This is a genomic window from Paenibacillus monticola (genome assembly GCF_009664975.1).
Classification (GTDB): domain Bacteria; phylum Bacillota; class Bacilli; order Paenibacillales; family Paenibacillaceae; genus Paenibacillus_AQ; species Paenibacillus_AQ monticola.
Genome location: NZ_WJXB01000011.1, coordinates 1 through 23,045 on the forward strand (window position 1 = coordinate 1; position 23,045 = coordinate 23,045).

General features: G+C 46.8%; 19 protein-coding genes, 1 pseudogene and 1 riboswitch. Of the genes and pseudogenes, 2 read left to right on the top strand and 18 right to left on the bottom strand.

Going from position 1 to position 23,045, the window contains the following annotated elements:
* Nucleotides 1-178: 178 nt before the first annotated feature.
* The 6 genes from glnA to GJB61_RS22955 all read right to left on the bottom strand — a co-directional run bounded on the left by glnA (nucleotide 179) and on the right by GJB61_RS22955 (nucleotide 8,150).
* Nucleotides 179-1,603, bottom strand: a complete 1,425-nt coding sequence (glnA, locus tag GJB61_RS22930; RefSeq protein WP_154121363.1) for a type I glutamate--ammonia ligase — start codon at nucleotides 1,601-1,603, stop codon at nucleotides 179-181.
* Nucleotides 1,604-1,885: 282 nt separating this feature from the next.
* The gene (aroF, locus tag GJB61_RS22935) at nucleotides 1,886-2,932 is read right to left on the bottom strand and encodes a 3-deoxy-7-phosphoheptulonate synthase (RefSeq protein ID WP_154121364.1); all 1,047 of its coding nucleotides are present in this window, start codon (nucleotides 2,930-2,932) and stop codon (nucleotides 1,886-1,888) included.
* Between the two features lie 284 nt (nucleotides 2,933-3,216).
* Entirely contained in the window at nucleotides 3,217-4,173 is a 957-nt protein-coding gene (locus GJB61_RS22940) for a 4-hydroxy-3-methylbut-2-enyl diphosphate reductase (protein ID WP_154121365.1), read from the bottom strand.
* 58 nt (nucleotides 4,174-4,231) lie between these two features.
* Nucleotides 4,232-5,686 (bottom strand): sensor histidine kinase, encoded by a 1,455-nt coding sequence (locus tag GJB61_RS22945; RefSeq protein WP_154121366.1) that lies wholly within the window; start codon nucleotides 5,684-5,686, stop codon nucleotides 4,232-4,234.
* Nucleotide 5,687: 1 nt separating this feature from the next.
* Nucleotides 5,688-6,377 carry a response regulator transcription factor gene (locus GJB61_RS22950; protein ID WP_154121367.1) on the bottom strand — a complete coding sequence of 230 codons (690 nt, stop codon included), beginning with the start codon at nucleotides 6,375-6,377 and terminating at the stop codon, nucleotides 5,688-5,690.
* A 111-nt stretch (nucleotides 6,378-6,488) separates the two neighbouring features.
* Nucleotides 6,489-8,150: a S1C family serine protease gene (locus GJB61_RS22955; protein ID WP_154121368.1), complete on the bottom strand. Its 1,662-nt coding sequence runs from the start codon at nucleotides 8,148-8,150 to the stop codon at nucleotides 6,489-6,491.
* A gap of 118 nt (nucleotides 8,151-8,268) precedes the next feature.
* Between GJB61_RS22955 and GJB61_RS31335 the strand changes: the two genes are divergently transcribed.
* Complete coding sequence (locus tag GJB61_RS31335; RefSeq protein WP_195724440.1) at nucleotides 8,269-8,508, top strand: hypothetical protein; 240 nt, start codon at nucleotides 8,269-8,271, stop codon at nucleotides 8,506-8,508.
* 307 nt (nucleotides 8,509-8,815) lie between these two features.
* Here the strand turns inward: GJB61_RS31335 and GJB61_RS22960 are convergent, their stop codons facing one another.
* The 11 genes and pseudogenes from GJB61_RS22960 to metA form a co-directional block, all read right to left on the bottom strand.
* Nucleotides 8,816-9,469: a response regulator gene (locus GJB61_RS22960; protein ID WP_154121369.1), complete on the bottom strand. Its 654-nt coding sequence runs from the start codon at nucleotides 9,467-9,469 to the stop codon at nucleotides 8,816-8,818.
* A 108-nt stretch (nucleotides 9,470-9,577) separates the two neighbouring features.
* Nucleotides 9,578-10,639, bottom strand: a complete 1,062-nt coding sequence (locus GJB61_RS22965) for a HAMP domain-containing sensor histidine kinase (RefSeq protein ID WP_154121370.1) — start codon at nucleotides 10,637-10,639, stop codon at nucleotides 9,578-9,580.
* A 1-nt stretch (nucleotide 10,640) separates the two neighbouring features.
* Nucleotides 10,641-11,723, bottom strand: coding sequence for a cell wall-active antibiotics response protein LiaF (liaF, locus tag GJB61_RS22970; protein WP_154121371.1), 1,083 nt, complete (start codon nucleotides 11,721-11,723; stop codon nucleotides 10,641-10,643).
* Between the two features lie 258 nt (nucleotides 11,724-11,981).
* Nucleotides 11,982-12,128 (bottom strand): hypothetical protein, encoded by a 147-nt coding sequence (locus tag GJB61_RS22975; RefSeq protein WP_154121372.1) that lies wholly within the window; start codon nucleotides 12,126-12,128, stop codon nucleotides 11,982-11,984.
* Between the two features lie 172 nt (nucleotides 12,129-12,300).
* Nucleotides 12,301-12,756 (bottom strand): annotated as a pseudogene (locus GJB61_RS32425) (3D domain-containing protein); the annotation flags it as partial.
* A 501-nt stretch (nucleotides 12,757-13,257) separates the two neighbouring features.
* Nucleotides 13,258-15,198, bottom strand: coding sequence for a threonine--tRNA ligase (thrS, locus tag GJB61_RS22985; RefSeq protein WP_154121373.1), 1,941 nt, complete (start codon nucleotides 15,196-15,198; stop codon nucleotides 13,258-13,260).
* Between the two features lie 444 nt (nucleotides 15,199-15,642).
* Nucleotides 15,643-15,813: a type II toxin-antitoxin system antitoxin gene (locus GJB61_RS22990; RefSeq protein WP_154121374.1), complete on the bottom strand. Its 171-nt coding sequence runs from the start codon at nucleotides 15,811-15,813 to the stop codon at nucleotides 15,643-15,645.
* 12 nt (nucleotides 15,814-15,825) lie between these two features.
* Nucleotides 15,826-16,668 carry an SPFH domain-containing protein gene (locus GJB61_RS22995; protein ID WP_154121375.1) on the bottom strand — a complete coding sequence of 281 codons (843 nt, stop codon included), beginning with the start codon at nucleotides 16,666-16,668 and terminating at the stop codon, nucleotides 15,826-15,828.
* Nucleotides 16,669-16,836: 168 nt separating this feature from the next.
* A complete protein-coding gene (gene mqnC, locus GJB61_RS23000; protein ID WP_154121376.1) occupies nucleotides 16,837-17,973 on the bottom strand; it encodes a cyclic dehypoxanthinyl futalosine synthase in 1,137 nt (378 codons plus the stop codon).
* A 154-nt stretch (nucleotides 17,974-18,127) separates the two neighbouring features.
* Entirely contained in the window at nucleotides 18,128-19,333 is a 1,206-nt protein-coding gene (locus tag GJB61_RS23005; protein WP_154121377.1) for an aminotransferase class I/II-fold pyridoxal phosphate-dependent enzyme, read from the bottom strand.
* Between the two features lie 23 nt (nucleotides 19,334-19,356).
* Nucleotides 19,357-20,274, bottom strand: a complete 918-nt coding sequence (gene metA / locus GJB61_RS23010) for a homoserine O-acetyltransferase MetA (protein ID WP_154121378.1) — start codon at nucleotides 20,272-20,274, stop codon at nucleotides 19,357-19,359.
* Nucleotides 20,275-20,392: 118 nt separating this feature from the next.
* Nucleotides 20,393-20,526: riboswitch (SAM riboswitch) on the bottom strand.
* Nucleotides 20,527-20,925: 399 nt separating this feature from the next.
* Here metA and corA point away from each other — a divergent pair.
* Nucleotides 20,926-21,861: a magnesium/cobalt transporter CorA gene (gene corA, locus GJB61_RS23015; protein ID WP_154121379.1), complete on the top strand. Its 936-nt coding sequence runs from the start codon at nucleotides 20,926-20,928 to the stop codon at nucleotides 21,859-21,861.
* Between the two features lie 171 nt (nucleotides 21,862-22,032).
* Here corA and GJB61_RS23020 read toward each other — a convergent pair whose 3' ends face one another.
* A complete protein-coding gene (locus tag GJB61_RS23020; protein WP_154121380.1) occupies nucleotides 22,033-22,971 on the bottom strand; it encodes a 1-phosphofructokinase family hexose kinase in 939 nt (312 codons plus the stop codon).
* Nucleotides 22,972-23,045: the final 74 nt, after the last annotated feature.

Sequence of the window (23,045 nt, forward strand, 5' to 3'; positions counted from 1 at the left end):
AAGGGCTTAGCCCAGGCAACAATACACCTTAAAAAGACGACATTCATTCGCTAGGTCCGAATGAATGTCGTCTTTTGGATATGTTTGTTTCCAATCTTCCGAGAAGGCCATGTTTTTCAGTGGCCTCGGATTAATCCCGAGGGCTACATATTAAGATAAATTTATTTAGGCAGCAATCTTATACATCAAAATACAGGGAGTATTCATGTGGATGAACACGAATGGCAACCTCTTGGGCTTCGGAACGTTTCAGCGCAACATAGTTAGCGATAAAGTCTTCAGTGAACACGCCGCCTTCTAATAGGAAACCGTGGTCAGCTTCCAAAGAGTCAAGAGCTTCGTCCAAAGTTCCTGGAACGCTGCGGATCTTCTCTTTGTCTGCATCAGACAATTCATAAATGTTCTTGTCATAAGGACCATAACCCAATGCTTCAGGGTTCATCTTGTTCTTGATACCATCCAGGCCAGCCATCAGCATTGCTGAGAATGCCAGGTAAGGGTTAGCTGTGGAGTCAGGTGTACGGAATTCGATACGACAACCTTTAGGTGTCACAGCTGCAACCGGGATACGAACTGCAGCGGAACGGTTACCTTTGGAGTAAACCAAGTTAACCGGTGCTTCATAACCAGGAACCAAACGTTTGAATGAGTTGGTACTTGGGTTAGTCAAGGCAATCAATGCTGGTGCATGATATAGAATACCGCCGATGTAATGCAAAGCCATCTCACTCAGGTTAGCATAAGCGCCTTTTTCATAGAACAAAGGCTCATCACCATTAAAGATCGATTGATGCACATGCATTCCACTACCGTTATCGCCGAACAGTGGTTTTGGCATGAATGTTGCTACTTTGCCGTACTGGCGTGCAGTGTTTTGTACAATGTATTTGTAAGTAAGAAGATTATCTGCTGTTTTCTTCAGGGTATCAAACCGGAAGTTGATTTCTGCTTGACCAGCAGTTGCGACTTCATGATGATGACGTTCAATGCGCAGTCCCGCTTCAGCAAGCAAACGGCACATTTCACTGCGGATATCCTGTTGGGAATCCACCGGTGCTACAGGTACATAGCCACCCTTAACGCCAACTTTGAATGCCAGGTTGCCGCCTTCGTCTTTACGATTAGTGTTCCATACAGCTTCTTCAGAATCCACGAAATATGAAGAACTATTCATTCCGCTCTCGTAACGCACATCATCAAAGATAAAGAACTCAGACTCAGGTGCGAAGAATGCTGCTGTTCCCACTCCGCTAGCTTGCAGGAACTCTTCGGCTTTTACTGCGATACCGCGAGGATCGCGCTCGTAACGTTCGCCATCAGGAGTGAAAATGTCGCACATGATGTTGAGTGTTGGGTGAGCTGTAAAAGGATCGATGTATGTAGTACTTGGATCCGGCATCATAACCATGTCGGATTCTTCAATCCCACGAAAACCTGTAATGGAAGATCCGTCAAAAGCTACACCATTTACAAATGTCTCTTCTTCTACTTCAGTAGCAGGCAAGGAAATGTGGTGAGCACGTCCACCTAAATCTACAAAACGAAAATCAACCCACTCGATATTGTTCTCTTTAATCGTTTGCAACACTTTTTCAACCGACATGAATTTTTCCTCCCCGAATTCCGAACATTAGGCCGTTCACAGTATGCAAATGTTCTTGTTTTAATTTTTTTGCTGTCGTCATTATAAATCTCAAACCTAACATCGTCAATGCTTATGTCAGGTATTTCTTATTCCAATGTAAGTTATTCTGACGCTTTAGTGAAATTTATTTCATTAGATTGTCCCTAGATCATCCTTTATTCGTACAATAACACAAAAGGCCCCCTTTCCCTGCCCTAGAGCGGGAAAAGGGGACCTAGTAAGCATAACTGGTGTCAGGAATTAGACTACTGAGACGGCCTCTGGCGAATTGGAGAACTTACGTCCAACGAGTGGAGCAATCTTCTCCAGATCTCTCAGCAGAGCGTCGAACTGGTCTGGGAATAAGGATTGAACACCATCGCCTGTCATGGAATTATCAGGATCTGTGTGAATCTCAATAATGAGACCATTTGCGCCAGCTGCTACCGATGCTTTGGACATCGGAGCAACCAGTTCACGGCGTCCGGTACCATGGCTTGGGTCGGAAATAACAGGCAGGTGACTCAGACTCTGCAGTACCGGAATCGCAGTAAGATCCAGCGTATTACGGGTGTAGGTCTCAAAGGTGCGGATACCACGCTCGCAGAGCATAACATCACGGTTTCCTCCTGCAAGAATGTACTCAGCTGCATTCAACAGCTCATCATAAGTTGCACTGAAGCCGCGTTTTAGCAGCACGGGACGTCCGCACGTTCCCAACTTGCGCAACAAATCGAAGTTCTGCATATTGCGTGTACCCACTTGCAGAATATCAGCATGCTCAGCGCAGATATCAACGTACTCCGGTGTCATAACTTCAGTTATGGTCAATAGGCCATGACGTTTTCCGGCTTCTGCCATCATAGTCAGACCTTCAACACCGACTCCTTGGAAGCTATAAGGACCTGTCCGGGGTTTAAAGGCTCCTCCACGCAATACTTGAGCGCCAGAAGCTTTGACAAGCCGGGCAATTTCATTAATTTGTTCTGGGGATTCAACGGCACAAGGGCCACCCATAATAACGAGGTTCTCCCCGCCGATCTTCACGCCACGAATATCAATGACTGTATCCTCCGGATGGAAATCCCGGCTAGCCAGTTTATAGGATTTGGAGATCTTGACAACATTCTGTACGCCCTTCATTTGCCGTAGATGCTCAGCCAGCTTGGGAGTAACGCCTCCTACCAAACCAATAACTGTATGATCTGCGCCGCGGGACAGATGAACCTGCAAGCCTTCTCTTTCAATCACAGCAATAATATCCTGAACCTGTTCCTCTGGTGTTAGATTAGATGTAATGACGATCATAATGATTAGCTCCTCTTCTATACTGTACTTTTGTGTGATTAATTTCATAGTTAACCATTTGTGATGTTGCGTTTATGCTTTTAAGCTTTCATGCTTTTAATCGCTAAAGTAATTTTACCTCAAAAAAGAGTATTCGTCAATCTGTTTTCACTAAACGTCACAGATTTCACACTTTATTGTAGCGAGCGCATACATTAGTAAAAGAGTACACAATCTCCGTCCTAGCGGAATTTGTGTACTCTTTTCAAATTGTAATTGTATAAGTCCATTGTCAGAAATAAGCGTTATGTCGTGCTTGCGCTCTTAGTCTTTACCTGCGGCAGCAGCTTCGCCATATTCACGGTACGCTTAATTTCCCACGTCTCTGGAACGGCAGGATCGTACTGCTCCAGATAATTGATGACTTCCTTCGTAATTGGTGTAGGCGTAGACGCACCTGAGGTTACTCCCACGATGTTGACACCCTGCAGCCACTCTGTCTTAAGTTCCGACAAGTCTGATATACGGTAAGCCGTCACGCCGGCAATCTCTTCTGACACCTGGGCAAGCCGATTTGAGTTGTTGCTGCGCGGATCGCCCACTACTATAACCAGATCCGTCTGACCCGCCTGCTCAGCCACGGCCTCCTGACGCACCTGGGTAGCCATGCAAATCTCATTATGCACTTCTGCACCAGGAAAGGTCACGAGCAGTTTCTTCATAATATGCTTAATATCCCACTGGCTCATTGTAGTCTGATTCGTAATTACAATTCGGGAGGAAGGAATCGATAACGTTGCGATCTCTTCTTCCTTCTCAATCAGATGCACATGCTCCGGCGAGATGCCAACAGCACCCTCCGGCTCCGGATGTCCCTTCTTGCCGATATAGATGACCTCATAACCATCATCAACCTTTTCCTGAATAAGATCATGCGTCTTTGTTACATCAGGACAGGTAGCATCTACAGTCGTCAGCCCTTTAGCTCGAGCCATCTTGCGAACCTCAGGAGAGACCCCATGTGCTGTGAATATAATGGTGCCGCTATCTACCTTGTCCAGTATATCAAGACGATTATGTCCATCCAGTGTGATGATGCCGTCGTCCTCGAACGAGTTGGTAACATGACTATTATGAACAATCATGCCCAATATATAAATCGGCCGGGGAAGATCAAGATTTTGCGCGGCCTGTCGTGCCATTACCATGGCATCGACCACACCGTAGCAATAGCCCCGGGGAGAAATTTTGATAACTTCCATAACTTCACCAGCTTTCTGCTCATCGTTAACTGCTGTAATAGATCGGTCTAATTATACCCTATTCCAGCGGTGGAGCAAAGAGAAGCGGCAGCCAGATCACAAAGGTTGTCCCCTCACCCTGACGAGTAACCACTTCAACAGATCCGCCATGTTCATCGATGATCCATTTCGCGATCGACAGACCGAGACCAATCCCCTCAGTAATCCCACGAGATTCATCTGCACGGTAAAAACGATCAAAAATATGCGGCACCTCATCTTTATCCATCCCAATGCCCGTATCAACGATGCGGATACCCACTTGACTCTGGTAGAATACGGTATCCAGCGAAACCTCGCCAGAAGGTGTGTATTTGAAAGCATTATCAATGAAGATGAACAGCATTTGCTGCAAGTAATCTTTGTTGCCGACAATATATTTTCCATTCAGTGCTGACATGTCTCCTGTAATCCACTCCGCTTGGCGGGGCAAGAAAGAGGCTCTGCGGGCCACCTCAGTCATCATCGGTTCCAGTGCTACCGGCTCAATTTCGAAGGTGCGCCCAGTATCGGCACGGGCCAGAGAGAGCATATCTGCAACGAGTCTGCTCATTCTTTTGGCCTCATCGGCAATATCACTGACGGATTCCATAGACATCTGCCGGATGGAAGCATCGTCCAGATCCGGGTTTTCCCCCGGTTCCAGCGCCCATACCTTTTGCAGCAGATCAATATTGCCACGGATCGTGGTTAGAGGAGTACGCAGTTCATGTGACGCATCCGAAACAAAGCGACGCTGTGCGGCATAAGAATCCTCAAGCTCCTTATAAAAGCCCTCCATCCGCCCGAGCATACTGTTCACAGTTGCAATAAGACGTCCGATCTCATCAGGTGGTCCATCGTATTCAATACGGGAGCTAAGATCCGTACCTGTCTGAATACCGTTAGCGGCATCAATAACCTTACCAATCGGACTCATTGCCTTACGGGCCAAGAATAGACCGAAGGTAAAGGCCGCGATTAAGGTCGCGAAAGAACCAACAAGCAGAATGTTTTTCAGTCGTTCCATGAGCTTGTCCTGCTCTCCCACATAGGCAGCAACTTGCAGAACGGCAGCAGGATTATTATTATAATTCTCCAAAGAAATAGGTCTTTCAAAGATTAGAAAATGATTCCCATCGATAAAAATATTACGAAATCCCTGCGTGATTTTATCTCGCGCTGGAAAATCAAACTTAATACCAATATTCGCCATGTTAAGCGATTGTTTCAATAGGTTACTATCATAAATAAAAATCTGCATATACAGGTTGGAGTCCTCCGGCCGGCTGTACGCATTCATATCCAGTTCACCGCTGATATTAATGGTGAAGCTGAAACCACGCTGCAATTGTTCTGCCTGGCTTTGCACACGATCCTTTAAATCTCCATAAGTATTAATGTATACAAAACCGTAAATTGCGGCTGATAAGGCCAGCAGCATAACGGCTAGAATCCCTGAATACCAAGCAGCCAGCCGCAACCTTATGGACATATTAATTGTCACCTCTTAGAATGTACCCGGCTCCCCGGATCGTCTGAATCAAGCGTTTGCCACCATGCTCTTCCGTCTTCTGGCGCAACATGGCGATATAAACCTCCAACACATTGGATTCACCACTATAATCATAGCCCCAAATCTTATCCATAATCAGGTCACGGGACAGTACCCGCTTCGGATTCTGCATAAACAGATGCAGCAACTCAAATTCCTTTGCTGTTAACTCCAGACGTTTGCCGTTCCTGATCACTTCCCGTGAATCTACGTCAAGCGTAATATCTTCGTAGGAGACTGCCTGTTCACCGCCTCCACCCTGCTCGCTCTTGCGTCGAAGCAGTGCGCGTACGCGTGCCAGCAACTCTTCAAGTGCAAACGGCTTTACCAAATAGTCATCTGCACCCAGATCAAGCCCCTTCACACGATGTTCTATCTCGTCTTTAGCCGTAAGCATAAGGACAGGAACACTGCTGCCACCCTCCCGCAGACGCCTAACGACTTCAAAGCCGTCCACTTGCGGCATCATTACATCCAGAATAACTACATCGGGATCACTGGCCAGTACGGCACGCAGTCCGTCAGCCCCATTTACTGCTGACTTTACATCGTATCCTTCAAAGGCCAGGCCCCGGCGCAGCATGGAAATAATCTTCTCGTCATCATCAATAATTAAAATACTCGGTCGCATCAAGCAGCCCCCATTATTCTCTTTTTATTTATATTGTATCAGTGAATGAATGGATTAGCATCAAAAGCGGAAGGGTTGCCCCTCCCGCTTTTCAATTCACCACTACAACATTTACTGCTGCTTAGTTTGGGTAGTATCAAAATCATTTTTGTTGCCGATTGTAACTGGTAGATCCAGTGTTTTTGCATCACGCACCACATTCAATGTAGCTTTATCACCAACTTTTAACGTTTGAATAAAGGTGATCAGATCTTGACTCGTTGCATATTTCGTTCCATTTATGCCTGTAATAATATCGTATGGGCGTAAGTCTGCAGTATAAGCAGGGGATTTATAAATAATCTCGGCTACCACAGAGCCTTCTTTAATCTCAGTACCCATCTGTTTGGCAACTTCATCTGTAATCGTCATTAGTGAGGCTCCAATGAAGGGAATGGGTTCTTTCGGAATGGCTTGGTTCGCTTCCAGCTTGTCGACAACCTCTTTAATGGTATTGACCGCGATAGCGAAGCCTATTCCTTGAGAATCTGTACTTACAGCTACGTTCATTCCAATGACTTCACCTTTCATATTGAGCAAAGGTCCACCGGAATTACCAGGGTTAATAGAAGCATCGGTTTGCAGCAAATCTTTATAATTGCGTGTTCCGCTACCATCTTCTTCATTAATATCAATGCTGCGTCCTTTGGCGCTGAGCACACCGGCTGTAACCGTATGATCAAACCCTTGAGGATTACCAATAGCTACTACTTCCGAGCCAACCTTTAACGTTTCGGAATTACCCAGTGCCACTACAGGGAAGTTATTGTCTCCTTCAATCTTCAGGACGGCCAGATCCAGATCTTTACTGGAGCCAAGCAGTTTAGCTTCATAAGGTTTGCTGTTGCCTTCCAGCGTAACTTGAATCACATCTGCTTTATCAATGACGTGCTGGTTAGTCAAAATATAGCCGGCTTTATCATAAATAAAGCCTGTGCCAATTCCATAAGGAACGAGTTGCGAGGCCGAGCCTGAGCCCGATTCTGACTGAGAACCTGCATCCGGTTCAGATTGTTGAGAATCGCTTCCACCGAACTGATCTCCGAAGAAAAATTGCGAGAATGGATCTGTCGAATTCGGACTGCTTTGACTACCGCTACGGGTGCTGGAGTTAACAAGCGTCTCAATCTTAACTACTGCAGGCCCTACTCCATCTACTACGCTTGATACATCACCTGATCCAGTAACCAGCGAAGTGGTAGTAGTTGACGGTGTAACACTTGCACTCTCGTTAGTCACTTTAGCTGATGCACTCGTTACTGCAACTGCTGTTGCTGAATTATCCGTAAACCAATTCCCTCGGTCCGCCATAAACATAGAACCGGATAGAACGATCATGCCAGCCAGAAAAGAAATCAGCACTGTTTTTACCGAGCTTTTGGGTTTGCCTTTGTATTGCCAGCCTCCCCCTCCGTCCGATCCATTCCCACCATTTCCGTTACGTCCGCCGCCATTGCTGTCATATCCTGTTGTGCGAAGTGAAGTACTATAGGGAAGAGGATTAACCGATTGAGATGGTGTAATTTCCACACGCTCTGGCTCCCGCCGATTGTAATGCTCTGCACCCTCTGTATTCAGTTCATCTTTATTCAAAGATTTAAAAGGTCCGTAAGAATAGTAGTATGATGATCCTGATTCGGTAGACTGGTTTTTGTTGCTTTCATTATTATTATCCCATTCCCGATCCGGTGCCGGCTCATTGTCACGATTAAACTCATTTTTGTTATCGTCCATGTTTTCTTTCCTCCCGCACCCTGTCTGTCTGACAAGGAGTATATTTGTTTTCTTGTTCTTATTTTGTACTGTGAACCTTAAGGTCACATTAAAAACAATTTAAGCGGAGATAAAAGATTTGGGGGGAATTGGGGAAATCAGGCTACACCGCTGGGGGGAAGGGGTATCAGGCTACACCGCTGTTGAAATCGTGTTCCCTGAATTTACCCTGCGGGTGGAACACGATTTCAAAGGCGGCCGTAAACTTTCCGCTCTGATACCCCTTCCCTGTGCAGAGAAGCACAAAAAAGCCCGAGCGCTAACTACCTCGCGCCGGGCTGAGATCACAACCAAGATAAAGATAAAGATAAAGATTTAGATTAAGATTAAGATAAAGATAAAGATAAAGATAAAGATAAAGATAAAGAGCAAATATAAGAGTTAAGTGTACTTCGTACAACTAAAAAAGCTTAATTCGCCGCACAAAGCGGTTTAATTGTATTCTTGCAGGTAAATCTCCAGAATGAGCTAACAAACCACATTTCGCTGAATTTTAGTTGTAGCAAGTACAATTAAAATCCACCGGAAGTCTTTATGGCTCCCTTTAGCTGTATGAAGTGCAACTATCTTTCTTTCAGCATCGCAGTGGAGAGTGAATCGGAACATAAACGTCTGTACACTACCTTTTACCCTTGCGCCCAGCCCTTACGGTGGGCGTAAATTGCCAGTTGGGTGCGGTCGTCCAGCTCGCATTTCATCAATAGGTTGCTGACATGGGTCTTCACTGTTTTGATGCTGATATGCAGCTCCTCGCCAATATCCTTGTTGTTCTTGCCCTCAGCAATGAGCAGCAGGACTTCCTTCTCACGTTCCGTTAAACCGGAGGAATCGCCCTGCACTGTACGCTGACGGATACCACGGGTCAGCGCCTGCGATACATCACCAGTCATCACGGGCATACCGCGATAGGCTCCCTGCAACGCATAGATGAGTTCCTCTGCCGACACGGTTTTGAGCACATAGCTGATAGCTCCCGCTTCAATGGCATCCACGACCAGATCATCCTCGAGGAAGCTGGTCAGGATCACTATTTTGAGACCAGGGAATTCGGACATCACCGCCTTGGTAGTCTCCGCTCCGTTCATCACTGGCATCATTAGATCCATCAGCACGAGGTCTGGCAGAGCTTCCTGTCCCCCCGCACGGAGCATCTCCAGTGCTTCCAGTCCGTTTGCCGCCTCACCGGTAACTTCGAATTTGGGCTCCAGCATCAGATAAGTCTTGAGGCCCATCCTCACCATGTCATGATCATCAACAATCAACACTTTAATGACACTCATGTTAGTCCTCCTAAAAGTTTTGTGAGCTTAGACTTCCTTGAATTACTGCGTACAAAACTACTTCGTAAGCATATGCCTAGTTTTATGGAACCTAGCTATTCGCTTAAACTATACTTCCGTACCAAGCGTTCCAGTTACTTCCGGTTCATGACTCTCTTGCAAAAATTTAGGGATATGTACACGGATCGTCGTTCCCGCTCCTCGGCGGCTAATAATCTCTACTTGTCCACCTAGCTTCTCGGCACGCTCACGCATCGTTGTAAGTCCATAGGAACCTTGCTTATGCTGCACATTCTCGAAACCTTGCCCGTCATCGCTAATGCTCATCACGACCTGTCTCGGCGTTTCACGAAGTGATAAACTGACAATCCGTGCAATAGCATGTTTGACAATATTCGCCATGGCCTCTTGTATAATCAGAAATAACTGATGCTCAATCGCCTCGGACAGCTCGCCCTGCAATTCAAGCTCCTTCATGCCTTTCAGACCATTCTGGCGGCAATAGTCCGGAAACCATTTCTCCAGCGCCTCGAACAGTGTTCGACCTTCCAGCTCTACCGGACGCAACTGCGCAATTAGGGCTCTCATCTGCTTTTGCGCCATTTGGGACATCGTAATTAACTGATTCATCACGGTTTGGCCTTGCTCAACATTACGTTCCAGCACTTTAGGCAGCGAAGAGGCGGACATGTGGATAGCAAAAAGCTGCTGGCTCACCGTATCATGTAGATCACGGGCCATCCGCCTCCGCTCCTCAAGTACCGCGCTCTCCGCTGCCTGTTCCTTCTCGATAACCTCCTGCTCACCCAATCGCTGTAGCAGTTGCATTTTGTTCTCCACCGTATCCATCATACTGTTGAACTCGTGGTACACTCTGGCAAAAGATTGGTCATCGCTATCCGGCATTCGCACAGAAAGATTACCCTTCGCTACCTGCAGCATGTTCAGGTCGAGATGATCGATCCGGCGTTGAATCCGCTGGCCTGCCATATAACCGATAATCACTGAAAACAACACAATCCCGATACACAGGTAAACCCACATCCGGTAATCTACAACCTCGATATAGCCCAGACAGCTACCTGCATACATCAGTCCGGCGGTCACACCACCGCTGAGGAGGAAATAGATAGACAACATCCATTTGGTATTGCTGAAGATTGTCCCCATCTCAACCCACCGTTTTAACTTTAATATCACCAATAAAAGCACTTACGTTGATCCGGACTTTTTTACCCGCTTCCTTATAGTACGGTGTCTTGCATTGAACACTGCTCATAAACCCGCTGCGCGATTGCTCTAGTACTTGCATATCCCCGATAAAAGAGCTGCTGTTAACCGAGATGCCCAAGTCCATATCATTCGGGATGTATACTTTGATGTCACCGATAAAAGCAGAAATATTAATCTTCGTCTCGCCGTAAGCGATTTGCGCGTTTGTGAGATCCAATACCGTGTCACCTATGAACTGGGAGATATTCGTATTTTTCAGCTGAAAATGCTCGCGGCCCATATGGACATCTCCGATAAAAGCCGAACGGTGTGTCGTTTCCTTGCCTTCATCTGCCTCATTGGAATCTTCATGCCACTCCCCATGTCTGCGGGCATGCCGTTCATGCCGCTCCTGACGTCTGCGTTCATGACGGTCCTGCTTCTCCTGCCAGCGGGAGCCGGCTTCGGATTTGTAGGAATCCGGCTCCTGGTCTTCTTCATCTTCATCCTTATGAAGATATTTATTCCAATCCCGCTCTCCGGAAGGCTTGCCGAACTTCTGCTCGAACTGTTCGTCCAAGGTGGACTCCAGCGGCTTCGGAGGCTCAGCATCTAATGGAGCCGCGCCTTTTCCAGGAGGATAATAGCTTGGAGGAGCTGGTGGAGCTGGTGGTATTGGGGGCGGAGTTCTACGTGGTTTAAAGATCACATATAGTCCGCCGCCAATCAGCATCACCGGAATGAACATTTTGAAGAATTCACCAGCCGAAAGATCGAACCAGTCCAAATTGCGACCAAGGAAAAAAACACCGATCGCCAAAAAGAAAAACCCGCCGATTGTTGAAGAACCCTTGGAGTTGTTGTAATCACCTGTTGCCAACAAACGCTGTACGCCCATTATGATCAGTATGACCGGCCAGTAGTTAGAGGCCAGATAACCTATGCTGAAATCAGTGTAACCCAGCTGTCTGAGCAGGAACATCGCACCAAGACCGATCAGGATCAAACCACCAAGCATCTGGCTTGTGAACCGTCTTTTCATATCTCATTTCCCCTTTATGTTATTGAGAACGCTCTTCTTTAACCTTATGACCCTAGTCTACAGGAATGAAGCAGCGAGGAACAGCGGCGTGAGAAGGATTCTCTCCTCAGTCTCCAGACGGAGGGGGTTGGATTATTTTACTATTATACTTCCTATGTATGCATGTATAAACAGCAAAAGGACTGTCCATTACAGCTTACTCAGCTGATGTACGGACAATCCTTTTTTTAATAGTTGCCTGCATGGGTGTTACAAGTGCTACTGCTGCGGTTTTTGGACCGGTTTAGCAACATTATTTCCACTCTGCTTAGCTGCGCCGTCATTCTCAACAGCAAATTCAGCATTGTATTTTTCATTAGGTGTTTTATAGTTTTCTTGAACCTTTGATTTTTTAGTATTGGCCACGGAAATTCACCTCCCTTTTCTCTCGTGCAGCATACACTTCTACTGACTCTGAGAACATCTTGAAAGAGGCTACTGCTTTGCCCCAGTCCGTATTATGGGATGCGGAAGCAACTATTATACATTCCTTAGTGAAAAAAATTTCAAGCTACTGAATTCCCTGCTTGCCTGCTGTTCAAATTACTTCCTCCAACAGGGATTGCGGCACGGTGTTATAGGTTGCAATGGCTTGGCTGAGACTCTTCAGCATGACCTCCGTACACTTACCTTTGCCACGCTTGATGAGCTGAACCACAACTGTCTTTTTGCCCCATTCCTTATAAACCTGCTTCGTGGTGGAAAAATACAAATCAATCTTTCGGCCCTTAATAGCCGAGCCTGTATCTGCTACAACAGCGTAACCGTAACCAGGTATATAAAGAACGCTGCCCAGCGGTAATATTTTCGGATCTGCGGCTATCGTCGAGACTGTATTTTTATCTCTCCGCACCTTGACCCCTGAGTATGTGATTCCGTATTGTGGATGCTTTGCTGTTTTGCCTGTAGATTCATAACCAGCAGTGTAACCAGTTGCTGTTACCTTCAGTGATGTGATAATCTGCTCCGGTGCTGGTGCCGCTACAGGTACGGAAGCTGGTGCAGGTGTAGCAGTGGGTCTTACGGACGGCTTCTTCGTAACTTGTGGCGATTTCGTTGTCACGGGCTTTGACTCCACTGCCCTTGAGCGAAATTCCTGCCCCTTGGCAGTTTGCTGAGACTGCTGAGACTGTAAAATAACTTTGCCGGTCGCTAGAACGCTGCTCTGTGCAGAATTCCCAAATGAAGCTGTAGCTGTGAATGCCTGTTTATATTGCAAAGACTCCGATTGCGTTATGTTATTGCTCAGTTGCTTGGAAGTGTCTCCCGCTCCATTGGCCTCAGCTGCTTTGTGTTCAGAATCCGGATATACACCGGCTACCGACAGCAGAAGTGCAAATGTTACGATAAGACACCAAAACCTCTGGCTTATACCCATTTTGTTCATGTGATAATCCTCCCCCTACTAGCGAAGGTTTCCCATTTCACAAAATTTTATACATGAAGACTAGTAAAAAATCTTCATGGGTATAAGACAGAGGCTGTTAAAAATAGTTTAAGAGATTACGCGATTGGCAATTTCCAGAGCTAGTGACTCAATGACTTCATCAAGCGGTTTAGCTCCAAGATCACCTTCACCGCGCTTGCGGATAGACACCGTTCCGGCATTTTGCTCGTTCTCACCGATTACGAACATGTAAGGCAGCTTCTCCAGCTGTGCTTCACGAATCTTGTAGCCCAGCTTCTCATTGCGCAGATCCGCTTCAGCAGAAATTCCGCGGCGGCGCAGCTTGTCGGTAACTTCATTCGCATAATCATCAAAAGCTGTAGAGACCGGAATAACCTTGACCTGTTGTGGAGACAACCAAAGCGGTAATGCGCCGGCAAAGTTCTCCAGCAAAAAGGCTACGAAACGTTCCATAGTTCCCAGAATACCGCGATGCAGCACGACCGGACGATGTTTTTGACCGTCATCACCTACATATTCAAGATCAAAGCGTTCTGGCAGCAGGAAGTCAATCTGCGCAGTAGATAAAGTTTCTTCCTTGCCCAGTACAGTCTTGATCTGTACATCCAGCTTCGGTCCGTAGAAGGCTGCTTCGCCTTCAGCCTCATAGAATGGTAAACCGGCTTCCTCTACAACCTCACGCAGCATCCGTTGTGCAGTCTCCCACATCTCATCGTTCTGGTAGTATTTTTCGGTATCCTTAGGATCACGGTACGATAAACGGAAGCGGTAATCATGAATACCAAAGTCACTGTAGACCTGCTTGATCAACTCAATTACACGGGTGAATTCGCCCTTGATTTGATCCAGTCGACAGAAAATATGTGCATCGTTCAATGTCATGGAGCGGACACGGTGCAGGCCAGTCAAGGCTCCGGACATTTCATAACGGTGTTGAATACCAAGCTCGGCAATCCGGATCGGCAGATCACGGTAGCTGTGCATGGAGCTCTTATAAATCATCATATGATGAGGGCAGTTCATCGGACGAAGCACAAACTCCTCATTATCAATGGTCATCTTTGGAAACATATCCTCTTGGTAATGCTCCCAGTGTCCTGAAGTCTTATAGAGTTCTACGTTTCCAAGCACCGGAGTATAGACATGTTGATAACCCAGGCTGGCTTCGAGATCGACGATATAGCGCTCCAGAATACTACGCACTTTAGCACCCTTTGGCAGCCAAATCGGAAGCCCTTGTCCGACCAGATTATTAAAAGTAAAGATTTCCAGTTCTTTGCCCAGCTTGCGGTGATCGCGTTTCTTCGCTTCTTCAAGCAGACGAAGATGCTCCTCCAACTGTGCTTTTTTGAACCAGGCAGTGCCGTATATCCGTTGCATCATCTTGTTCTTGCTGTCGCCGCGCCAGTAAGCACCCGCTACACTCATCAGCTTGAACACTTTGATCTTGGAAGTAGAAGGCAGATGCGGACCACGGCACAGGTCAAAGAACTCACCCTGCTCATAAATAGTGATCACGCTCTCCTCAGACAGTCCCTCGATTAGTTCCAGCTTATAGGGATCTCCCAGTTCGCCGAAAATGTCCAAAGCTTCCTTGCGGCTAACTTCTTTACGTACGATCGGTAGATTCTCGGATACAATACGTTCCATTTCCTTCTCGATCTTCAGCAGATCTTCCGGATTCAGCGGATGCTCCAGATCCATATCGTAGAAGAAGCCATCTTCTATCACCGGACCCACGCCGAGCTTAACCTCTTTGGTCCCGAACAGCCGTCTAACCGCCTGGGCCATCAAATGAGCTGTACTGTGACGCATAACTTCCAGACCTTCTGGCGAATCCAAAATCACGATTTCTACCAGTGCGCCCTCTTCTAGTGGAGTTGACAAATCCACGACGATCCCGTTTAATTTGCCTGCCGCTGCATTCTTGCGGAGTCCACTGCTGATAGAAGCGGCTACATCATCAATGCTGCTGCCATCTGCGTATTCCCGGACTGAGCCGTCCGGAAGCTTAATACTAACTGTCATTATGTTTCACTCCTCAAAGTTTGGTTAGCCTATACCAATCGGCCGCTTACTGCTTGCGGAACGGAAATATCCACACATACAAAAAACACCCGTCCCGCAAAGGGACGAGTGATTGCACCCGTGGTTCCACCCAAATTCGATTCTCTCTGCTCCGCTAAAAAGCAACACCAGAGATAAATCCTTCTTAAGCATGGGAATAACGGCCATGAACCGGCGGTTCTTACTATCCCACTTGAGGATTTCATAACCGCAGCTACAAAGGGGTAAATCAAAAGCCGGTACCGGAGGAAATTACAGCCTGCGTTTCCTCTCTCTGAACGGTCCTGAACGATCGACTCATTTCTTTGTCGAAGCTATTAACGTGAATTACGGTAATTATAAGTCTGTACTCTCTGCTTAGTCAAGTCGGAAGGTAGCCCGAAATGTCGAAATTATAGATATAAGCTACTCTTCCTGACGTTTTCTTTCAGGCAAGCGGCCTGCGCGCTTCAAAGATTCACGCAGCAAATACTCAATATGTCCGTTTACGCTGCGTAATTCATCTCCTGCCCAACGCTCCAGCGCTTCGTGCAGCTCGGGATCGATCCGCAACGGAAAGCTTTTTTTGGCCGCCATGATGCACCTCCTTTAGTACAACGATCCGGCGTTGATCACCGGACTCGCTCCGCGTTCCGACACAATAGCTACCATCAGATTGTTGATCATCGCCGCTTTGCGTTCTTCGTCCAACTCTACTATGCCATCTGATTTGAGCTTCTTGATGGCCATATCCACCATCCCAACAGCACCCTCCACGATAATCTGCCGAGCAGCCAGAATGGCAGATGCCTGTTGGCGCTGCAGCATAGTGCTGGCGATTTCAGTCGCATAGGCCAGATGTGTGAGCCGTGCTTCAATAACTTCTACACCGGATAACGACAACCGTTCCTGCAACTCTCCTGCCAGTTCTTTAGCAATTTCATCGGCATTGGCCCGCAGAGACATACCTGTTTCATTGAAGTTATCGTATGGATACTTACTAGCTACATGGCGAAGTGCTGTCTCACTCTGGATCTCTACAAAAGCCATATATTTATCTACATCGAACAATGCTTTAGCTGAATTAATGACTTTAAATACGATAACTGCAGCAATTTCAACCGGATTACCTTCAACATCGTTGACCTTCAGCATGGCGCTGTTAAAGTTACGTACTCTAAGTGAGACTGTTTTACGAATACTAAATGGAATAACTGCAAATAGCCCGCTTCTCACGATCGTCCCCACATATTGGCCAAAAAAAGTCACCACGACTGACTTATTGGGCTGCACAACAGTTATGCTGGTTAACAGCACTGCAGCTAATACGAATAGGATGACAGGAACCGTAATATACTCCTGAACAGCACCGTAAATCCCTCCCGCCAAACAGACAGCAATTAAAGCAATGACCCAGAAACCACTAACCGGATGCAGCGTTTTCTCCTTCATAAAATACTCCCCCAAGAAGATATAGTTTTGATATGATTATGATATCACTTATGGATTAAAATGTAAACCATTTAAATCTACAGAAAACAAAAAAAACAGTTAATCACACGAAAAAGAATGTGATTAACTGGTTTCCCAACCGTTATGAAGGTTATATTTATGCCTAAGTTAGTTCTGCATCACAAAATCATTATCAATCTTGGCGTTGGCATCATCGAATACCCGCAGAATATCGTAGCGCGTGTTGCGCTGTGCCGGGATTTTGCCAGCTTCACGGATCAACTGAGTAATGGATTCGATGTTAACTTTATAAACGGCACCCGCTGAAGAGACTACATTCTCTTCAATCATCGTGCTGCCGAAATCGTTGCAGCCGTATTGAAGGGAGAGCTTGCCGACATCTGGGCCCATCGTTACCCAAGAGGACTGGAAGTTCTTAATGTTATCCAACACCAGCCGACTAATCGCAACGGTCTTCAAATACTCTTCAGGCGTTTGTCTGTCCAGTTTCAGGTTAGTATTATCTGGCTGGAACGTCCACGAAATGAAGGCCAGAAAGCCTTCGGAGTCATATTTATTGGCAATACACTCATCCTGCGCCTCGCGTACACGCAGTAAATGCAGCGCTCGTTCCTCCATGCTCTCACCTAAACCAATTACCATTGTTGCCGTCGTATTCATCCCTATTTTATGCGCCGTTTGCATGACATCCATCCACTCACGCCAAGTGCCCTTGAGACGACTGATCTTGCGGCGGGTCCGGTCATCAAGAATTTCCGCACCACCTCCCGGCAGAGAATCCAGACCGGCAGCATGAATCTCCCGTACTACCTCTTCAAGGCTTAATCCGGATACTTCCTTCATCTTCATAATCTCGGCAGGAGAGAAGGAATGCATTGTAATCTCAGGGAACCGCTGCTTAATTCCACGCAGCAAATCCGTATAGTAGCTAAATGGCAGATTCGGATTGGTGCCGCCCTGCATCAGGATTTCCGTACCATTGACAGCAATCGTATCAGAGATTTTCTGAAAAATGGTCTCATCCGGAAGTACATACCCCTCAGCCGATCCTGGTGCGCGGTAGAACGCACAAAAGCGACAATACACATCGCAAACATTCGTATAGTTAATATTGCGGCCGATTACAAACGTAGTCACTGGGTCCGGATGCCAGCGCTCCATAATTGTATTCGCAGCTGCGCCCATCTTCTCAATTTCATTGCTCTCGAATAGTCTGACAGTGTCTTCCAATTGCAGACGTTCACCCTTCAGCGTCTTCTCCAGAATAAGGTCTATCGCACTCATCGTTTGCAGCCTCCCTCTAAGCCCATAACTGTATGGCAGATTGATTAAATTTGTACAACTTATGAACAAGTTCGTTCTTCATCGTATCACAATCTGGGCGGCTTGAAAAATAATTTACAACTTGACGCAAGCTCCCACCAAGGCTTGCTCCAGATCAGCGATCAGATCCTTGCTGACCTCCTAGAGTTATACCTTCCTCAAGCTCGATCCGGGCTGCTTCCAGTGCATTTCCAAGATCAGCGATCAAATCGCTGGCATGTTCAATGCCGACGGAGAAGCGCAGCAGGCGATCATCCACACCGACCGCATCGCGAATTTCCACGGGAATATCAGCATGAGTCTGCACGGCCGGATAGGTCATAAGCGATTCCACACCGCCAAGGCTCTCGGCGAAGGCAATCAGACGGATATGGCGAAGCAGCGGCTCAACGTATTTGGCATCTTTTACCTTAAAGGAGAAAATACCGGTGTTGCCCGAAGACTGGCGATTCTGAATCTCGTAGCCGGGGTGATCCGGCAGTCCCGGATGGAATACTTCTGCTATTGCCTCGTGATGGAGCAGATAGTCAGCTAATGCCAGCGCATTGCTCTCATGCCGCTCCATCCGCAGCGCCAGTGTCTTCATGCCTCTCATGAGCTGATAGCAGTCAGTAGGTCCCAGTACAGCGCCAATGGAATTGTGCAGCATTGCCATTTCCGTTGATAATTCGCTCCCTTTGGTTACGATAAGCCCTGCCAGCACATCGTTATGTCCGCCCAAATATTTAGTCGCACTATGGACAACAATGTCCGCACCCAACTCTAACGGCCGTTGAAAGAATGGAGTGAGCAGCGTATTGTCGACAATCGTGAGCATATGATGCTGGCGGGCCCATGTACACACAGCCTGAATATCCGTAATCATCATCAACGGGTTCGTCGGTGTTTCGATAAATACTGCTTTGGTATTGGGGCGGCGTGTAGCTTCTAACGCCTCCAGATCATTGGTATCCACGTAGGAGGCAGTGATTCCGTACTTGGACAATATCCGTTCCAGCATCCGGTAGGTACCCCCATACAGATCAAGGGAAACAACCAAATGGTCGCCTTGTCCGAATAAAGAAAAGACTGTCGATAACGCAGCCATACCGGAGCTGCAGGCAAAGCCAACGTCGCCAGATTCCAGCTCAGCTGCGGCATTCTCCAGCACGGAACGGGTTGGATTTTTGGTGCGAATATAGTCGAACCCTGTACTTTGTCCTAACCGCGGATGCCGAAATGCCGTTGACTGATAAATGGGGAAATTAACGGCTCCTGTTGCCGGGTCTTCCTGTGAACCGATTTGCGCCAGTCTGCTTTCAATCCTGAGTTTGTCGTCCATTCTGTAAGCCTCCTATAATAAATTCAAATAATCGGACCAATATCGTAAGGGGTCTCCTGATATACATAGTAATTCAGCCAATTAGAGAACAATAAGTTAGCATGCGCGCGCCAGATGGCAGGGGGAGTTCGGGCTGGATCATCCTTAGGGTAGTAATGCTTCGGTAATGGCACTTCTAGTCCTTTGGCGATGTCCCGGTCATATTCCCACTTCAGGGAGAAGGGATCATACTCGGAGTGACCGGTAGCAAAAATTTGCTTTCCATCCGCAGTTGCCACCAGATAAACACCAGCTTCCTCCGACTCGGCCAGAATCTGCAGGTTCGGATTTGCTTCAATATCTGCACGGCAGACATCGGTATGTCTTGAATGAGGAACATGGAACACTTCATCAAAGCCGCGGAGCAGCTTAAAGTTGTTATCACCCAAGGTATGCGGAAACACGCCGAAGCACTTCTCGGGCAGGATTTCCTTGCGCACTCCAAAGTGATGGTATAATCCTGCCTGTGCAGCCCAACAGATATGCATGGTCGAAGTAACATTCTGTTTGCTCCACTCAAAAATCTCTTTCAGTTCTTCCCAATACGTAACATCCTCGAACTCCATCTGTTCCACCGGAGCGCCCGTAACGATGAGTCCATCCAAGCGGCGATGGCTGATTTCGTCAAAGGTTTTATAAAAGCTCTTCAGATGCTCTGCCGATGTATTCTTCGAGGTATGGGAGCTGGGATGCAGCAGTATAACATCCACCTGAAGCGGTGAGTTCCCGATTAAGCGCAGCAATTGGGTTTCCGTAGTTTCCTTGGTGGGCATTAAATTTAATATGGCAATCCTTAATGGACGTATATCCTGATGATAAGCCAGGCTTTCATCCATCACAAAAATATTTTCTCCGGATAATATTTCTTTTGCCGGTAAGCTGTCAGGAATTTTGATCGGCATTGACGTTTCACTCCTTGGCTGAATTTTTGGTTACCGCTAGGCGGCTTGAGGATAAAACAATACAAAAAAGACCCTTCTCGGGACGAGAAAGGTCATATAGCTACAGTCATATGCGCCTCTCTCATCTGCCAGATAACCTCTGCTTTGGCGAAGAAAACGCCAGCAAAGCTTCCGCAAGAATTAGCACCGTGCGTTTACACGCCGGTTGCCGGGTTTCATCGGGCTAGTCCCTCCACCTGCTCTTGATAAGATTAAGCTGTATTCAATTAATTTCTTAAAATTCACTTTAAATCATGAACCTCCTTTTCGTCAAGTCCATACAATGCTTAAGGGTGCTGAAAATGACAAGAATTTTCCTTGAAAGAGGCATACCTCGGCGTTATACTAGACAAGTGTTTCATCCCCTAAATGACGAAAAGAAGAGGTGAGAAGAAGGATGGATGGCGACCCAGGTTCGCAGTTAAGTGTACAGAATGAGCAACCAGACAGGATTATGATCAGCTTGCCCGCGGCGGGAGCATCTCTTCTTCATGCTCTCGAACCGTCATTTGGCCTTGTGCATAGATAATGACCCCGGCCAAGCTGATTTTTTCTCTGTGCTGTAATTAGCATTTCCCTGAAGAAGATCAGGGATAGAAGGAGTGGAATCAGATGAAAATCCGGCTGGTAAATGCAGGGGTTTTTACGAATATTGACGATATTACACAGACTATTACTCCCCCTACAGAAGGATTCTATTGGATTGATGCAGACGAAGAGGATTTAATGCTGATTCAGCCCTTATTCAATCTGCATGATCTTGCCGTTGAGGATTGCCTCAGTGAAGAGGATCAACGTCCGAAGATCGAAATTTATGAAAGTCACTATTTCATTGTAGTGAACAGCATCCGTTTTGATGATGAAGAAATCTTCCTGCGGGCGCTCAACATCTTTCTCGGCAGACATTTCATCATCACCGTGACCAAACAAAAAATCAATGAATTGCGCGTCCTAAAGCCTATCCTATGGGAACAGGAGGTCAGCGAGCCGGATCGGTTCATGTATCTGCTGATCGACCTTGTTGTTGATAATTATTTCACTGTTGGCGACCGGATTGAAGTCCGGATAGAGAAACTTGAAGAAGATATTCTCATGCATACCAAGAAATCGCATCTCAGCGAAATTATCGGCCTACGAAGTGAGATTCTATGGCTGAAGAAGATGCTGGGTCCGCAGAAAGAGGTTATCAACACCCTCAACAAAAAAGACCTCCGCCTGATCGATGACCAGTTGCAGAAGTATTTCAGCGATATTTATGAGAATGCAGTTAAAATATCTGAAACTTTTGAGACCTACCGCGATCTCATGGGCAACTTACGTGAGGCCTATCAATCCAGTATCGCCAACCGCGCCAATGAAATTATGAGAGTATTTACGGCGATTACAACAATATTTATGCCGCTGACTGTGATTACCGGAATCTACGGCATGAACTTTGAAAATATTCCCGAGATTCATACAAGATATGGTTACTACGGCGTTATTGGTGCCATGGTGACGTTAGGCTGTGGAATGCTTGTTGTCTTCCGCAAGAAAGAATGGCTATGAAGGATAACGGACGAACAAGATGAAACGGCTTCGCCGTCCTTTATATGGACGGCCCCGTTTCTTCGAGAAATATAAGGATAAATTATTGCGTGAAGCATATAAATTCTTATATTTTAAGAAAGACGAAGGCCCCCGATACCCCAAGGTATAGGAAGCCTTCGTCTTTTTGGTTTATCCTTTACTAATTTCAGTCACCATACTCTTGAATAATCTCTCCGTGTCTTCCCGTTTGCACAGCTCCCGCTCCGGGTTCATGACTGCCGCAGCTCCGGCGGCGATTCCAAACTGCACCGCTTCGCGCAAAGGTTTGCCTAATTCCAAACTATAGACAACTCCACCCACCAAGCTGTCACCTGCACCGACCACGCTTACAACGGAAATATCAGGGGCCTTCAGGTGCTCGCAGCCCTCTTTAGAAATCAGCATGGCTCCTTCACCACCTAAAGACACGACAACCACTTCGGTCCGTCCTTCATCAATAAGCTTCAATGCCGCCGCTTTCAATTCTTCATCATTGGTTATGGCTTGGCCGCTCAGTTCTTCAAGTTCACGCGCATTAGGCTTCAATAAATATACACCTGCATCTGCAGCCAGCTGCAGCGCCTCCCCTGAAGTATCAACAATCACCCGGGCATTCCATTGCTTGGCAACAGCAACTACGCGGGCATAGAAATCTGTTGGACAGCCCGTAGGCAGACTGCCGCTTGCCACGATATATGTAGGCGTAAAAGTCAGCGCCTTTAATTGTTCAATACAACGTATCCAATCCCCCTCTAGAAAGAGCGGTCCTGGCATATCAAACCTGAACTGCTGGCCAGTTGATTCCTCAAGCACGATCAGATTCTCCCGGGTCTGCCCATCAATCGGGATAGACTGATGATTTACACCCTCTTGTTCAAGCATATGATGAAGCAGCTGTCCATGTAATCCCCCCGATGTATATAGAGCTAAGGAATCCCCACCTAAACGATGGATCGCCCGAGATACATTAACTCCACCTCCGCCCGGCTTATAGGACGCTTCACGACAGCGTAATTTATGGTCTGGGACAACCTGATTAATGCTTGTACTTGCATCAACACTAGGATTAACAGTCAGAGTTACAATCATGTTTACCTCTCCTTTGTATGGCGGTCATTGGAACGATTATATAATCCAATACTCATTATATATATTACCGCAAA